Raw genomic sequence first — 15,773 nt, forward strand, 5'->3', positions numbered from 1 at the left:
CACGCCCCGGCCCGCGCGGCGCCCCCGCGCGGGCCTTCGTTTCGAGGCCGCCGATGAAGACTCGCATTCGAACGATCCTCGTGGTACTCGCCCCCGCCCTGTTGATCGGCTGCGGCCAGGAGAACAGCGCCCCCACGCCCGACCGCGCCGATGAGATCCGGCTGCAACAGGTCGGCTCCACGCTCCGCGACTTCCAGTTGAACAAGGGGCGCGCGCCGAAGTCGTTGAAGGACCTTCTTTCATCGCCCGGCGAGTCCGGCGGGGCGGATCTGATCGCCTCCGGGGAGGTCGTCGTCAACTACAACGCGACGCTTCCCGACACGAACGAGGCACCGGGCGGCAGTCCGAACGAGGACGTGTTAGCCTATGGCAAGGACGTCCCTTCCAAGGGGGGGCCGGTCCTGCTCCTCAACCGCACGATCCGCCCCATGACCGCTGACGAATTCAAGGCCGCCTCGCCGGCCAAGCCCTCGTCCTGACCCAGCCCGCCCCACGCCGGAACCCTCCCCATGAACCGCCGCCTCGTCCTCGCCGCCTGCCTCCTCACTCTGCCCTCCTCCGCGACCGCCGCCGAACCTGTCCGACTCCGCATCCTGAGCTACAACATCCACCACGGCGAGGGGATGGACGGCAAGCTCGACCTCGAGCGGCTCGCCGGCGTCATCAAGTCCGTGAATCCGGACGTCGTTGCCTTGCAGGAGGTCGATAAGGGAGTATCGCGCACCAAGGGCGTGGACGAACCCGGCGAGCTTGGCCGGCTCACCGGCATGACGCCCGTCTTCGTGCGGAACATCGTTTTTCAGGGGGGCGACTACGGCAACGCCGTCCTGAGCCGACTCCCAATCACGACCTGGCGGAACGTCCACGTCCCGTCGCACTACGTCGGCGAACAGCGCGGGGCGTTGGTCCTCGAACTGACCGGTCCCGACGCCGCCAAAACGCCGTTCCGGTTCATGGCCACCCACATCGATTACCGCCCCGACGACGCCGAGCGGATGGACTCCGTCCGCAAGCTCGAAGAGGTCGCCCGCGAGCAGCCCGACATGCCCACCATCCTCGTCGGCGACCTCAACTCAACGCCCGACAGCCGCGTCATCAAGGCCTTCGAGGAAAACTGGGCCCGCACCGACTCCTCCCCCCTCCTCACCTTCCCCGCCGACAAGCCCGACCGCCAGATCGACTACGTCCTCGTCCGCCCCAAAGCCCGCTGGAGGGTGATCGAAACGAAGGTCCTCGACGAGCCCGTCGCCTCCGATCACCGGCCCCTGCTGGTGGTGCTGGAGTTGTTGGATTCGAAGTGACTTCGGTTCGGGTATCCCACAACTCCGGCATCGATCTATACTGGTTTCACATAGACGAACGCTGTTGACGACGTCCCTTATCCCCTCGTGGGAGAAGGGACGTCGGTCGAAGGTCGCAGTCCTCCGAGATGCTCGATCCCTCCCGACGGAGTCAGCCGCCTTGAGCCCGGAACACCCCCTCGCCTCCTGGAACCGCGTCGACGACGGAAAGCACGATCGGACGATCGAGGAGAACTGGCTGTTCAGGCTGCGGAAGGAGCGGTTCACTTCGCGGATGTCGGGGCTGACGCATGACTTCTTCGTGATCCACCTGCCCGACGCGGTCCACGCGGTGGCGATCACGACCGAAGGCGAAGTCCTCTTCGTGCGCCAGTTCCGGGCGGCCTCGGCGCGGGACAGCCTGGAGATCCCCGGTGGACTCGTCGATCCGGGGGAAGATCCGCTCGTCGCCGGGCCTCGCGAGTTGCTTGAGGAAACCGGGTACGCCGGCGACCCGCCCGAACTGGTCGGGACGCTTTGGTCGAACCCGTCGCTGGTCACGTCGCGGACCACGACGATCGTGATCCGCAACGCCCGCAAGGTGGCCGAGCCGAAGCTCGACCACACCGAGGAACTCACCGTCGAGCGCGTGCCGATCGGCGAGATCCTCGGATTGATCCGTCGCGGCGAGATTGACCACGCGCTGGTGGTCGCGGGATTGCTCTGGTGGCTGGCCGCCGAGTCGAACCCCGCGAAGGGTTGACGCTCAGGACGACCGGCCAAGTTCCACGGGGACGTCAGTCGGCTTGCCGTCGCGGACGACGGTGATCCGGATCGTGTCTCCCGGCTGGTGCTTCTCAACCTCGGTCAACAGTTCGTCGACCGTCTTCACCCGCTTGTGCTCGACGGCGACGATCAGGTCGGCCGAGTCGGGATCGATCGAGCGCCGGACGAAGCCCGGGCCAAGGCGTTCGAGCTTCATCTGGATCGGCCGGATGCCGGCCCGTTCAGCCGGGCCCCCCTCGGCGATCGCCAGGACCAACAGGCCCTCCTCCGTCGTGTAGACCCGAGCCACGCCCAGGTCAGCGCGAATCACGCGGCCGTCCTCGATGAGTTGACGGAGAATGCGGGAGATCGAATTGATCGGCACCGCGAAGCTCACCCCGGCGGACTGGCCGACGCTGCTGACGATGGCCGTGTTCATGCCGATCACCTGACCGTGCGAATTCAGCAACGGGCCGCCGGAGTTGCCCGGGTTGATGGCGGCGTCGGTCTGGATGATCCCCCGGATCATCCGCCCGTTCTTGGCCTTCAGCGACCGGTCCAGGCTGCTGACGATCCCCGTCGTAAGGGTGCGTTCCAGGCCGAAGGGGTTGCCGATCGCCATGATCTTCTGACCCACAAGCACCCGCGAGGAGTCTCCCATGACCACGGGGAAGAGCTTCGCGGGATCGGCGTCGACCTTCAGCACGGCGACGTCGTTGGAGGCGTCGACGCCGATGACTTTCGCCTCGTGGGAGGCTCCATCGAAGAGCGTGACGCGGACCACGTCGGCCCCCTGGACGACGTGGAAGTTGGTCAGCAGGTTCCCCTTCTTGTCGATGACGAAGCCCGACCCCGTCCCGGTGGAGGACTCGTCGCCGAAGAAGCCCTGGGCCTCGGATTCGGTGGTGATGTTCACCACGCTCTTGTTCACCGACGCGTAGACGACGACGTTGTTCCGCTCCTCGGGGTCGAGATCCTTCAGGGCCTCGACGTCCAGGGCGGGAGCGGGCGGGGCCTCGGCCGCGGTGGGAGCACTGGTCGCCCCCCCCGGAGCGGTCGGCTCCTGGACGAGTTCAAAAGAGGGTCGGGGAGGCGCGGGCGGGCGCTGGGCGGCGATCTTTCCCTGAGGATGGGGCCGTCCCAGCAGCAGCACCGCAAGGGCCAGCGTCAGCCCGGCCGTGACCAGGTGGCCGAGTACCGTCGTCGCCGTCGAAGCCCTGCCTTCGCTCATCATCGAGTCCCTCCTCGGAATCCACCGGAAGTCCACATCCCTCAACCTATTGTAAGTTGCAGCCGGGGGATGAAAAGGCCGGCCGGGCCTTGCTCCCCCAACGGACCGGCGTTAGATTCGCACCATTCACAAGTCTGCAAACGCCGGTGACGGCGTGTTCCGACTTCCAAACACGTCCCTTCAGCCGACGCCCGCAACACGGCCATGACGACGCCGACCTTCATCCCGCCACGGTCGCACGTGGGAGCGTTGCTGACGCTCCTGGCGATTGTCGCGGTATGGACCGCGGACGCTCGGGCCGGATGCTTGCACCCTCGTCCCTCGCGTCCTGAAGCCGTGGGCCTGGACCTTCTGGCCGAGCTTGAAGAGCCAGCCGCGCCGACGCCTCGGCCTTCCCCGTGCGACGGCCTGAAGTGCTCAAGCGACCCTTCGCCAGCACCGGCGCCGAATCTCATGGACCCCTCGCGTCTTGAGCGTTGGGGCTGCCTGACGGCTCATCTCCTTCTCCAATCGCCTCCGCAGGCCTTCACGCCTCCCGCAGCCGCCGTTGCATCCCCGGTGCACGGTGGGCCGGCGCCGTTCCACCCTCCGCGCTGACGGACGATCACGGGATCTCCTGTTTTCGTCGCAAACTCGACCGGCCCGACGCCCCTGCGCGCCGCGGCCGGCGGTCGCCACGCACACCGTATGCGGCTTCGCGCCGCGCGTCCGTCATTGCGCTTTGGTCTTCGTCATCATCTCCGGGACATCCAAGCCATGAAGAGTCGACGGGGTTTCACCTTGATCGAGCTGCTGGTGGTCATCGCCATCATCGCCGTGCTCATCGCCCTGCTGCTGCCCGCCGTGCAGGCGGCCCGAGAGGCCGCTCGCCGGATCCAGTGCGTCAACAACCTCAAGCAGTTCGGGATCGCCCTGCACAATTACCACGACGTCCAGGGATGCTTCCCCCACAGCCGGGGGTTGAGCACCCCTGCGCCGAACTACCCGGCGACCGCGACGTTCTCCGGCTTCGCGCGACTGCTGCCGTACATGGAGCAGACGCAAATCTTCAACACCATCAATTTCATCCTTCTCCCCAACGCGGCGGAGAACACGACCTCGCAGGGGACGTCGGTCGCCTCGTTCTCCTGCCCGACCGACCCGCAGCAGACCGTGCCGGCCGGCGAGGCTCCCATCAGCTATCGCTTCAATGAGGGGAGCGGCATCCTCTTCACCTACGGCGCGAGCGACGCCAGCAGCGGCGCCAACGCCAGCATGCCCGCGCCGGACGGCGTCTTCTTCAGCGTCAGCCGGACCAGCATCGCCTCGATCACCGACGGAACCAGCAACACCTCGGCGATGGTCGAACGGCGCAAAGGGGACTTCAACAACGCCGTCTCCACGCCGGCGACCGATCTCTTCCTACCCAAGACGTTCCCGTCCACGGCCGACGCAGCCATCGCCGACTGCCGGTCGGTCGACGTGACCAATCTGGGCTCACAGGGCGTCTCCAGCCAGGGTTCGCCGTGGCTGGCGGGGAGCACGTCCTGCGTTGCAGGACACGGCGACACCCCCAACACCCGCTCGTGCATGTTCCCCCCGGGCCGGATCCTCAACACGGCCTCCAGCACCCATTCGGGGGGCGTCAACCTGCTTCTCTGCGACGGCACCGTCCGCTTTGTGAAGGACTCGATCTCGCGAAGCGTCTGGCGGGCCCTCGGCACGATGGCCGGCGGCGAAGTCGTCAGCGCCGACAGCTACTGAAACCAAACGCATCCGCAACCGAGGAACCCGACCATGATGATTGATCGACTGGACCTGCTCTGCTGCATCGGCCTGCTGACTCTGGCCGCCGTATCAGGCCGTTCGGCTCGGGCCGACGAGAAAGCCACGGCCGTGCCGATGCTGGACGACCAGGCCTGCTGGGCCAAGATGCCGGCGACGACTCAGGGAGCCGGCGGCCCCCTGCCGAGCTGGACCAGGGCCGTGGCCGTTCGGCTCCCCCGCACGGCCGCCGCGATGCTCGACGTGGACCTCGCCCAGCGCACGCGAAGCCCGCTCGACCCCAAGCTCCGCGCCGCCATGCGCTGGGTCGTCGCGCATAACAACCACTGCGCGTACTCCGAAGCCTACGCGTTGGCCGACGCCCGACGCGCCGGGATGGATGAAGAGACCATCAAGGCGCTGACCGGCGATCCCTCGGCCTGGCCGGCGGACTATCGCGACGCCCTGGAGTTCGCCCGGCTCCACACGGTCGACGCCCCCACGATCCCCGACGAGTTGTTCGCCCGGCTCGTCGCGAAATACGGCGAGAAGCAGGCGGCGGCGATGGTCCTCCTGGGCGCTTACGGCAACTTCCAGGACCGCGTCGTCCTGGGCCTCAATCTGCCGATGGAGCCGACCGGCCCGCTGCCGCCGATCGACGTGGTCTTCGCCCCCGGCGCGTTCCAGTCACAGCCCGTGCTCCCGGCTCAGCACGCGCTCAAGCCCCTGCGGGAAGACGGCGAGACCGTCGTCGACGGCGACGTGGAGTGGTCGTCGCTCTCGTATGACGCCCTCCAGTCGCGGCTGGAGGGGCAGCGGTCGCGTACGCCTCGGCTGCCGGTCCCGAAGTGGGAAGACGTCAAGAAAGGCGTGCCTCCGGAGTTCGCCGCACGGCCGACGCGGATCGTCTGGAACCTCGTCGGCATGGGCTACGTCCCCGAGCTGGCCGTCCCCTGGAGCCGCGCCACCCGGACGATGTGGTCGGAAGTCCAGGCCGACCGCGTCTTCGAGGAGAGCCTCTTCTGGGTCCAGACCCGGGCGATCCGCTGCAACTACTGCATGGGCCACTGCGAAATGCTGATGGAGGTCGCCGGGCTCGACAAGGGGGAGATCGCCGAACGGACGCGGAAGCTCGCGTCCGACGACTGGTCGGCCTTCCCTCCCGAGGAACAGCGAGCCTACGCCTACGCCCGCAAGCTGACCAAGGCCCCGTGGACCGTCACCCCCGCCGACTACCAGCGGCTTGAGAAAGACCTCGGTCCGGACGGGGCCATGGGCGTCTTCTGGTGGCTCTGCCGGGGACTCTACATGACCCGCGTCTCGGACGGCTTCCAGCTTCCGCTGGAACGGGAGAACGTCTTCATGGACTTCTACGGACCGCAGAAGCCGAAGGAGGCGACCGAGAAGAAGTGACCGCAGGCCCGGTCGGCTCGCCGAGAGACTCCGGCGGCGGCTGGACCGTCGCCGGCCGCTCGGCCAGAATGAGGAGCGTCGCGATTCGACCGAGCGTGCCTCTCCCCCGACCTCTCGGAGCCGCCGATGGACCTTCACCGAACGTCGCCCCGCCGCCGGGCCATACCGGCGGTCGCCCTCGCGCTCGCGTCCCTCGCGGTCGCGCCGGTCGCCCTCCGGGCTCAATCGTCCCCGGAGGAGTCCGCGCAGAAGGTCAAGCCGGCCGAGGGGCTGGAGGCGACCCTGTGGGCGGCCGAGCCCATGCTCTTCAACCCGACGAGCATGGACGTCGACTCGCGGGGCCGTGTCTGGATCGCCGAGGGGCTCAACTACCGCCTCACCCGTCGCGGCAATCAACGGTTCGATAAGGTCGACGACTCGGACAAGATCAAGATTCTGGAAGACACCGACGGCGACGGCAAGGCCGATAAGGTCACAGTCTTCGCCGACCGAATCTTCCCCGTCCCGATGGGCCTCGCCGTCGAGGAACGATACGACGCGAGCGGCAAGTACGCGGGGTGCCGGGTCTATATCGGCAACAGCCCGAACCTGCTGGTTCTGGAAGACACCAACGGCGACGACAAGGCCGACAAGCGGTTCAACCTGCTGACGGGCTTCGGCGGGATCGACTCCGACCACGGCATCCACGGCATGACGCTGGGCCTGGACGGCAAGCTCTACTTCACCCACGGCGACGGCTGCTGCTCGGTGCAGGAAGACCGTTCCGAGCGCTATCAGAACTTCGACGTCGTGGACGCCTCGCACCGTCGCGTCCGGGCCGACAACTACGCCAACACGCTGCGGGTCAATCGCGACGGCACCCAGTTCGAGGTCGTCTGCGACGGCCAGCGCAACAACTATGAGACCTGCCGCAACGCCTTCGGCGAGGGCTTCACCAGCGACAACGACGACGACGGCAACCGAGGCTGCCGGATCATCCACACGATGGACGGCGGTCGGTTCGGCTACAAGACTCCCGGCAGCCCCCGACACTGGGGCGAGGACGTGCCGGGGATGGTCCCCAAGCTCGTCGGCACCGGCAACGGCAGCCCCTGCGGCGTCGCCGTGTACGAGGGCCAACTCCTCCCCGCGGCCTTCTTCGGCTCGCTGCTGGAAGCTGAGGCCGGCACCCGCCAGATCAACTACTTCCCGCTGACTCGCCACGGCTCGACGTACCGGACCGAGTACAAGGTTCTACTCGCCAGCGCCGACCCCTGGTTCCGGCCCTCCGACGTGACGGTGGCGCCCGACGGCTCCATCTTCGTCGCCGATTGGTACGACGCTGGGGTGGGCGGCCACGCCTTCGCCGATCAGAATACGGGCCGCATTTACCGAGTCACGCCGAAGGGGGTGAAGCCGAAGGCGGTGAAGCCGGACTTCGGTTCGGTCGCGGGCCTAATCGCCGCGCTCAAACTTCCCAACGTCGCGGCCCAGGACGCCGCCCGTCGCGGCCTGCTTGCGAAGGGGGACGCCGCAGCCGACGCCCTGCTCGCGATGATCCGCGAAGGGACCCCCGAGGAGGCCGGCCGCGCCCTGCAGGTCGCCGCCGATCTGCCGAAGCTCTCGGGGATCGCTGTCGAGGTCATCCAGCATCCCGACCGCTTCCAGAAGGGCGATCCCCGGCTCCGGGAACTGGCCGTGCGGATCCTCGGCCGCGACTGCCGCGAGAACGGGATCGTCGATTTCCAGGCCGGAAGCGAGCGTCCCCCAGCCGCGGCGCTGGCGCATCTCGAGGTCCTCTTGCCGCTGGCCGACGACCCCGACCCCGGCGTGCGTCGAGAGTTGATCCTGGCCCTTCGGAACGTCCCCGTGCCCAGGGTCGCCGAGGCCCTCCGCAAACTGGTTCTGGGATGGGACGGCCGCGATCGATGGTATCTCGAGGCGCTCGGGCTGGCGTTGTCGAAGCGGATCTCGGAGTTCATCACCAGCCTGATGGACCCCTCCTTGTTCGGCGACCCGGGGAACTTCGCGGAGATCGCCGGCGCCGCGCTGCCGCCTTACTTCCCCGTCGACCGCAACGAGGCATTCATCCCCACAGGCGCCCCCGAGCCGCCGGCCAACGCTCTGAGCAAATTCCTCGGCCTTTTGTGGCGGCTCCAACGTCCGGAAGCGCTTCCCGTCCTGGAGCAGATCCTGCCGAACTTCAAGACGCCGGAATACCAGGAGGCCGGCGATGAAGTGCTTCGACGCATCAAATCGCCCTATTCGGCCGACGTCGCGGCGCTGCTGGCGGACCGGACCGACGACCCCGTCCGTCGTCGAATTCTCTTCGAGATGCTGGCGACGCAACTCGCCGGCCCCTGGAACGCGGCGAAAGACCGGCCGCCGGTGCTTCGGATCATCGAGCGGGCGCTCAAGGAACCCGACTGGCGACGACAGGGGATCGCCATGGCGGCGGCGACTCGCGACGCCCAGTATCGCGCCAGCTTCGACGCCATCGCCGCCGACCCAACGCAACCGGACGACGTCGTCGCCGCGGCCGTCGAGGGGATCGGGACCGTGGGCGGCACTCCCAATCTGGTCCTGCGAGACCTGATCGCGGAGCGTCGGGGCAAGCCTGAGTCCTCCCTCCGCGCCGAGGCCGCGGTTCGCATCATGCCAAAGATGTTCGAGGCCAATGGTCGACTCGCCGAGATTTTGACCGATCGGGAATACCCGACGGCCCTGCGTCGCGAGGCCGTCCGCACGCTGGCTCAGCTTCCCGGCGGCGGCATGAAGCTCGTCGACCTGGCCCGCGCCAACACCCTGCCGGACGACCTGAAGACGGAGGCGACGACGACGCTTCACGCCTCGGGCGACCCGCGCGTCCGCGATGCCGCGAACCGAGTGCTGCCGCCTCCGGTCGCGGCCGGCGGACGTCCTCTGCCTCCGGCCGCCGAGCTGATCCGCCGTCGCGGCGAGCCGGCGCGTGGCGAGGTGGTCTTTTTCCGCAAGCAGTCGGACGCCTGCGCCTCGTGCCATCGCGTCCAGGGTCGCGGCCGCTGTGTGGGCCCCGACCTCTCGACGATCGGCACCAAGTACGGCAAGGATGAGTTGCTCCGCTCGATCCTCAACCCGAGCGCGGCCGTCAGCTACAACTTCCGCACGCTTGTCCTGGCTCTCACGGACGGTCGCATCATCACCGGCCTCCCCGTTGAGGAGACGCCCCAGAAGATCGTGCTGAAGACCTCACAGGGCGAGCGCGTCTCTGTGGCGACGTCTGAGATCGAGGGCCGGAAGTTCTCCGAGACCTCCCTCATGCCTGAGAACCTCGCCGCCACGATGACAGACGCCGAACTGGTCGACCTGCTCGCCTACCTGACGACGCTCAGGAAGCCGGTGAGCGTCGTCGGCCGGTATCGGGTCGTCGGTCCGCTCCCCGAAAAGGTCGACCTCAGGCCGGGCGCGGGGGGCCGAACCGACGTCGACAAGATGATCGGCGACGGCGCGGGGCGGTCGCTCTCATGGCGAGGGCTCGACGCCGACGCCGAGGGCCGCGCCGACCTCCAACCGTTCCTGGCCGCCGGCGACCGCCGATTCGCCTGGGCCTACGCCCCGGTCGTCTCAACGACCCCGCAGCGAGCGACCCTGGTGGTTGAGACGCCCGTGGAAGCCGTCGCCTGGATCGGAGGCCAGCCCCTGCCGCTCGCCCGAGCGAATCCCGATGCACCGTTCGCCGCCGAGTTCGACCTGCCCGCCGGCCGGGTCGACCTGCTGATCCGAGTCGCCGGCAAGGGGGGAACGGAGGCGACGCTCGCGACCACGATCGTCGCGCCGCAGCCGGTCGCGTTCGACGCCGAAGCCGCCGACGCCAAGCCTCGCTGACCGCCCCCGATTTCCGTCCCCGAACGAGCCGAGACCGCAACGCCGTGCAAGTTTCCGCAGCCTCCGGGCGCCCGCCGACGATCGCCGTAGCCATCCCCTGTTACAACGAAGCCGCCGCCGTGGGTCGCGTCGTCGACGACTTCCGCGCCGCCTTGCCGGGCGCGGAGGTCGTCGTCTTCGACAACGCGTCCGAGGACGACACCGCCGCCGTCGCCCTGGCTCACGGCGCGCGCGTCGTCGCGGTTCCGGAGCGCGGCAAGGGCTTCGTCGTCCGCTCGGCGTTCACGACGCTCAGGGGGTTCGACGTCGTCGTCCTCACCGACGGCGACGGCACGTACCCGGCCGAGGAAGCCCCCCGGCTGATCGCGCCCGTTCTGGAGGGGAAGGCCGACATGACCGTCGGCGCGCGTCGACCGGTCCCCGGCGCGCAGGCGATGGCCCCCGTGCGGGCGCTGGGGAACGTCCTGATCGGATCGGCGTTCCGAGTGCTCGTCGGCCCCGGAACGGGAGACTTGCTCTCCGGCTATCGGGCCTTCAGCCGGAGGTTCGTTGAGTCGGTCGACCTGCGGTCGGAGGGGTTCGAGATCGAGACCGAGTTGGCCGTGACGGCGACCGCCCGGGAGTGGCCGACCGTCGAGATCGACGTCCCTTATCATCCCCGGATCGCCGGGACCGAGAGCAAGCTCCGGGCGTTCCGAGACGGCCGCCGCATTCTGGCGACGATCGTCCGCGAGGGGTTTCGCCTCCGACCGATGAGGGCCCTGGCGGCGATCGCCTCTCTGGCGGCGGTGAGCAGTGGGCTGGCGTATCTCCTGACCCGTTGACGTCGCCTACCGGTCGACCTCGGGGGCTTCCCAGACCTTGACGGTATGGTCGATGCCGCAGGTGACGAGCATGTCGCCGTTCGATGAAACGGCAAGGCCGTCGATTCTCCCGGCATGACCTTTTAACGTCAGGAGAGTGCGTCTCCCCTGGACGTCCCAGATCCGAACGCTCCGGTCGAGGCCCGCGGAAGCGAGCCGGCCGTCCGGCGTGAAGCGGAGGGCGTTGACGTTCCCGATATGGCCCTCAAGCCGTTGAGGGAAGTCGCGGGTTCGTAGATCCCACAGCAGGATCGGACCGTTGCGACGAGCCGCCGCCAGCCAGTGAGCGTCGGGTGAGTATGCCAGCGCCAGCACGTCCTCGCCGACGGGAAGTTCCGCCAGAAGGGTGTGAGTTTCAAGATCCCACAATCGGATGGTCCCATCATCGGCGCCGGAAGCAAGCGTCCGGCCGTCGGGCCCCAGAGCCAGTTTACGGACCGATTCGCGGTGCCCTTCCAGAATGATCGTCGACTCTCGGTTCTCGACGTCCCAGATTTGGATCTTGCCTTCGCCCCCGGCCGAGACGACGCTCCTGCCCCCGTTGAGGAACATGACGTCGTCGATCACGTCGTTGTGGCCGGCGAATCCGCCGATCTGCTCGCCGCTCTCAAGGTCCCAGACCTTCGCCACCCCTCGAAGCTCCTTGGCGGCGTTGGGATCGCCCTCGCACGAGACCAGTCGGCGACCGTCCGGGCTGAAAGCGACGGCACGAACGCGGCTTGCATGCGCACCGAGCCGACTGAGCAACTGCCCCGTGCTCGCCTCCCAGAGACGGATCGTTCCGTCGTAATGACCCGTGGTGATCAGACGGCCGTCGGGGCTGAGAGCCAGGCAGTCGGCGGCCCCCCCCAGCGTCGCAAGCGAGGGATCGTCGAGGGATCGGGGGTGAGGAGGGCTGGTTGGATCCCAGACCTTCGCGAATCCGTCGGGCGAAGACGAGATCAGCACTCGCCCCTCAACGTCCGCCGCCAGACCCTCGACACCGTCCGTGTGCCCGAGAAACTCCTGCAACTGCCGACCGGTCTCCAGGTCCCAGACGCGGACCACGTCGTCGGCCCCGCCGGTGGCGATCCACCCACCTTTGCGGGGGAGAGCCATTGAAAAGATCCCGCCCTGGTGAGCCCGGATCACCGTCCGCGGTTCCCCTGACTCCACCTGCCAGACCCGCAGAGTTCCGTCCAGTCCGGCGCTCGCCAGCCGGCGGCCGTCGGGGCTGAAGGCGACGCAGCGCACCCCGCCTTCGTGGCCTTGAAGCGCGTGGACCAGCGTCGGAGCCTCGCCGAGGTTCCAGATCCTGACCAATCCGTCGGAGCTTGCCGTGGCGGCGAGCGAGCCGTCCGGGCTGACGGCGACGGAGGTCACGGGCCCGCCATGGCGGCCTGGTATCGGCTTGAGCGGCGCTCCGCTCGCTGTATCCCAAATTCGGACGATGTGACCGGCGAACCCCGCCGCCAGTCTGGAGCCGTCCGGAGTCCATGCCAACGAGAGGACGGCCGCCTGTTCCCCGTCCAGTTCGCGTTCCAGCGATCCGTCGTGAACCCGATAGATCCCGATCGAGCCGTCAGGGCCAGCGCCCGCGAGACGGGCGCCGTCAGGGCTGTAGGCCAGGGCATGTATTCCGAAGGCGAGATCGATGACGCGTCGGCGACGCATGGGCGGGCGGATGACCAATCGTTCGCGGCCGTCGGACGTGGCGTGAAGCCGCATAGCCCCGTCGGCCGTGAGCGTGGCGAACCCCGATCCGTCGGGAGAAACGGAGACCGAGAGGAGAGGTTCTTCAGGGCCGCCGACCGCCAACCGCTCGCGTGATCGAAGTCCGATGAGATAGCGCCACTCCCATCCCCGGTGGTCGACCGCGCCGGGTTCGGGGGTAAGCAGCTTCAGGAGGGTCCGATACTGCCCGTAGTCGCTCCCCTCCCAGGCCGCCGCGGCCAGGTTGGCGCGAGTGTCATAGAGGGTGCGGTCGAGTTCCTCTCGCGTGGCGTTCAGGCTGTCCAGAGCGATGACGGCCAGTTGGTGGGCCTCGGACTCCTCGTCGCGGGCGTGCTGGGCCTCGCGGCGGCCGGCTTCTCGCTCCTCGGCCAGAATCCGCTGGCTCTCGGCCTGCGCGCGAAATCGGCGGGCCGCTTCCAGAGAGGCTGCCGTCGCCAGGACGAGGACGGCGGTTAGCACCGCGCCCAGGATCGCGATCGCCGGGTTCCGTCGCGCCCATCGCCAGTATCGTTCAACGGCCGAAGCTCGTCGCGCCCAGACCGGTCGATCCTCCACGAAGCGTTGGAGGTCGGCTTCCATCGCGGCGGCCGAAGCGTAACGTTCCGATGGATGCTTCTTGATGGCCTTATGAACGATCGCCGCGAGGTCCGGCGGAATTCGACGGTCGAGCTGCCGAAGCGGTGTGGGGGAAGCGTCGGAGACCTGACGAAACAGGCGGCCGCGATCACGCTCGTTGAACGCCGGCCGGCCCGCGAGCAACTCGTAGAGCGTCAGGCCGAGACCGTACAGGTCTCCCGTCGGGCCGTAATCGCCTTCAAGAGCTTCCGGCGGCATGTAGCGGAGCGTCCCGACCACGTCGCCGCCCTGAGCCGACTCCGCGTCCCCTCCCCACTTCGCCAGACCGAAATCGGTCAACCAAAGCGTTCCGCGCTCGTCGAGAAGAAGGTTTGAAGGTTTGACGTCTCGATGCTGGATGTCCTTCGAATGAGCATAGCCGAGCCCATCGGCGGCCTGAACGCCCAGACGGGCAATCCACTTCCAACGCTGAGGGCCTTCTCCCTCGCCCCAGAAGTCGTCGGGGACCGTCCGAAGCGGAGACGCTTTTCTCGGCGCTTCGACTTCACTCTCGGCCTTCGAGGAAGACCCATCCTCGACCGGCGCGGTCGGCTCCTCCCCCCAGGGCCGGGTCTCGATGCCTCGGGCGTCGGCCCAGGGCGTCGAGGACCCCACCAGATTCTCCGTCGACGCTTGTCTGGGTCCATGTCCACGTGGAGCGTCCAGGACTGCGTCCAGACCGACTCCCGGGATGAACTGCATCACGTAATACAACGTCCCGTCATGCTCGCCGCAGCCGAACACCGGGACGATATTCGTATGGTGCAGACCCCCGGCCGCCTTCGCCTCAAGGTCGAACCGGCGGCGGCGGCGAGGGTCGGTGAGGCCGTGCGAGAGGACCTTCAAGGCCACTCGTCGCGACAACGAGATCTGCCATGCCTCGTAGACGACCCCCATGCCGCCCCGGCCGATCTCCCGGATGATCCGGAAATCGCCGAACGCCCGGACCGGTGGAGGGGCTGGTCGGCCGCCGTCGGAGGTCGTCTCGGCGTCCGTGGGAGGATGGCCGCCGTCGGTCTTGTCGGAATCGCCGCCGGGGGCGGTGAGCATGGTCGCGTAGCCCCCGGTCGCCAGGGGCTCGTCCGTGTGGTTCGTCGGGGTCGAAGTTTGATTGCGTCGACGGAACATCAACGCGGCGGAGAGTGCGTCGAGTCCGAGGGCTTCGGATCGCGCGGCCGCAAGGCCGGCTGATTGGGGAGTTAATCCATCCTGACGTCTTCATTCAGCCGGTGCAAGCCAGACTGAACGGCTTCGTTGCATGGAATAACCCTTGCGACGTTCCACACCGGCCGCGGACTCACGACAGCGGACGTACTGGAACGGCTTCGACCTCATCCTGGGTGACGCGGTCGGGATGAGCCGGCGGCAGAGCGTCGCCGACTTCCAGCATGGAGAGCAAGTCGGTTTCGATCTTGAGGCAGAGCTGATCCAGAGGCAGATGGTTGAGGCTCGTCGGCGAGAACGGGTATTGCAGCTCGGTTCCGATTTTATCGAGAGCCAGGATCGGAGCGGCGACGAGCATCGTGGCCAGGGGGGTCAGCCAGCCGATCTCCTCCAACAACGCGAAGGGAAGGGTCAGCATGAACAGGAGGATGAACCGACGGATCTCGATGCGGTAGGCCAGCGGCAGCGGCGACGACCGAATTCGCTCGCAGGCGCCGAGGTGGTCGATCAGGATTCCTCGTTGGGCTTCCGCCTGATGGAAGGCGAAGGCGCTCATCCCCATCCGCTCGTGGGCTTCCCGCAGCAGCGCCGCCAGATGCATGGAAATCGCGTTGGGAATGTGGTGCGCCGCGAACGCTCGCTCGGCGGCCTCGCGTCCCAGCAGCGCGATCATCGAGGTGCTGTGCCGTTGATCGCGGAGATTCAGGCGGACGGCGTGAGGGAAGGACGCTGCCCACCGGATGAACTGCTCGCGCCAGGCGCGATCCTCGGGACCGTAGGCCATCGCGTCGATCGCCAGATTGCGCGACTGGTTGACGATGCCTCCCCAGAGTTTTCGGCCTTCCCACCACCGCTCGTACCCGGCGTTGGTCCGGAGAACCAACAAGAGGCCCAGCGCGGCGCCGGCGACCTCGTGCGGGCCGACGCCCAGGTGCAGCGACAGTTCGTCGCTGCCTTCATGAATGGCCCAGACGATGGTTGCGAAGAGTCCGAACACCAGCACCCGGAGGGCGATGAGCGGCATCGCCGAGCCCTGGATGCCGAACACTTCCGCCCAGAACAGCAATTCCTTATCGCGAAATCTCACTGAACCAGCTAGCTCCCCTCGCGTCGGCTCCGGTCCACGCCGGGCCTTGGTGAAAT

The 15,773-nt window shown here is 67.8% G+C and carries 9 protein-coding genes and 1 pseudogene; 7 read left to right on the plus strand and 3 right to left on the minus strand.

Going from position 1 to position 15,773, the window contains the following annotated elements; genetic code table 11:
- Positions 1-53 precede the first annotated feature (53 nt).
- From G5C50_RS06355 to G5C50_RS06365, 3 genes are all read left to right on the plus strand, one after another.
- Complete coding sequence (locus tag G5C50_RS06355) at positions 54-479, plus strand: hypothetical protein (RefSeq protein WP_165066637.1); 426 nt, start codon at positions 54-56, stop codon at positions 477-479.
- A gap of 30 nt (positions 480-509) precedes the next feature.
- Positions 510-1,301 (plus strand): endonuclease/exonuclease/phosphatase family protein, encoded by a 792-nt coding sequence (locus G5C50_RS06360; RefSeq protein ID WP_165066640.1) that lies wholly within the window; start codon positions 510-512, stop codon positions 1,299-1,301.
- 160 nt (positions 1,302-1,461) lie between these two features.
- On the plus strand, positions 1,462-2,043 hold the full coding sequence (locus tag G5C50_RS06365) for an NUDIX hydrolase (RefSeq protein WP_165066642.1): 582 nt from the start codon (positions 1,462-1,464) through the stop codon (positions 2,041-2,043).
- 3 nt (positions 2,044-2,046) lie between these two features.
- On the opposite strand, the gene G5C50_RS06370 is transcribed toward G5C50_RS06365, so the two are convergent.
- Positions 2,047-3,276 (minus strand): S1C family serine protease, encoded by a 1,230-nt coding sequence (locus G5C50_RS06370; RefSeq protein WP_165066645.1) that lies wholly within the window; start codon positions 3,274-3,276, stop codon positions 2,047-2,049.
- A gap of 756 nt (positions 3,277-4,032) precedes the next feature.
- Between G5C50_RS06370 and G5C50_RS06375 the strand changes: the two genes are divergently transcribed.
- From G5C50_RS06375 to G5C50_RS06390, 4 genes and pseudogenes are all read left to right on the plus strand, one after another.
- Entirely contained in the window at positions 4,033-5,019 is a 987-nt protein-coding gene (locus G5C50_RS06375) for a DUF1559 domain-containing protein (RefSeq protein ID WP_206107601.1), read from the plus strand.
- A 102-nt stretch (positions 5,020-5,121) separates the two neighbouring features.
- Positions 5,122-6,432, plus strand: a pseudogene (locus G5C50_RS06380) (carboxymuconolactone decarboxylase family protein); the annotation flags it as partial.
- Between the two features lie 126 nt (positions 6,433-6,558).
- Positions 6,559-10,275, plus strand: a complete 3,717-nt coding sequence (locus tag G5C50_RS06385) for a PVC-type heme-binding CxxCH protein (RefSeq protein WP_165066653.1) — start codon at positions 6,559-6,561, stop codon at positions 10,273-10,275.
- Positions 10,276-10,319: 44 nt separating this feature from the next.
- The gene (locus tag G5C50_RS06390) at positions 10,320-11,099 is read left to right on the plus strand and encodes a glycosyltransferase (RefSeq protein WP_165066656.1); all 780 of its coding nucleotides are present in this window, start codon (positions 10,320-10,322) and stop codon (positions 11,097-11,099) included.
- Positions 11,100-11,105: 6 nt separating this feature from the next.
- Here G5C50_RS06390 and G5C50_RS06395 read toward each other — a convergent pair whose 3' ends face one another.
- Both G5C50_RS06395 and G5C50_RS06400 read right to left on the minus strand, forming a co-directional pair.
- Positions 11,106-14,516 (minus strand): serine/threonine-protein kinase, encoded by a 3,411-nt coding sequence (locus tag G5C50_RS06395; RefSeq protein WP_165066659.1) that lies wholly within the window; start codon positions 14,514-14,516, stop codon positions 11,106-11,108.
- Between the two features lie 247 nt (positions 14,517-14,763).
- Positions 14,764-15,717, minus strand: a complete 954-nt coding sequence (locus G5C50_RS06400) for a bestrophin family protein (RefSeq protein WP_206107602.1) — start codon at positions 15,715-15,717, stop codon at positions 14,764-14,766.
- Between the last annotated feature and the right edge of the window lie 56 nt (positions 15,718-15,773).

It is taken from the genome of Paludisphaera rhizosphaerae, assembly GCF_011065895.1.
In the GTDB taxonomy this organism is placed as follows: Bacteria; Planctomycetota; Planctomycetia; order Isosphaerales; family Isosphaeraceae; genus Paludisphaera; species Paludisphaera rhizosphaerae.

Excerpts from the sequence above, each read along its gene's own strand:
- G5C50_RS06355 (WP_165066637.1), top strand. The coding sequence starts at position 54 with ATGAAGACTCGCATTCGAACGATCCTCGTGGTACTCGCCCCCGCCCTG.
- G5C50_RS06360 (WP_165066640.1), top strand. The coding sequence starts at position 510 with ATGAACCGCCGCCTCGTCCTCGCCGCCTGCCTCCTCACTCTGCCCTCC.
- G5C50_RS06370 (WP_165066645.1), bottom strand. The coding sequence starts at position 3,276 with ATGAGCGAAGGCAGGGCTTCGACGGCGACGACGGTACTCGGCCACCTG.
- G5C50_RS06375 (WP_206107601.1), top strand. The coding sequence starts at position 4,033 with ATGAAGAGTCGACGGGGTTTCACCTTGATCGAGCTGCTGGTGGTCATC.
- G5C50_RS06385 (WP_165066653.1), top strand. The coding sequence starts at position 6,559 with ATGGACCTTCACCGAACGTCGCCCCGCCGCCGGGCCATACCGGCGGTC.
- G5C50_RS06395 (WP_165066659.1), bottom strand. The coding sequence starts at position 14,516 with ATGCTCACCGCCCCCGGCGGCGATTCCGACAAGACCGACGGCGGCCAT.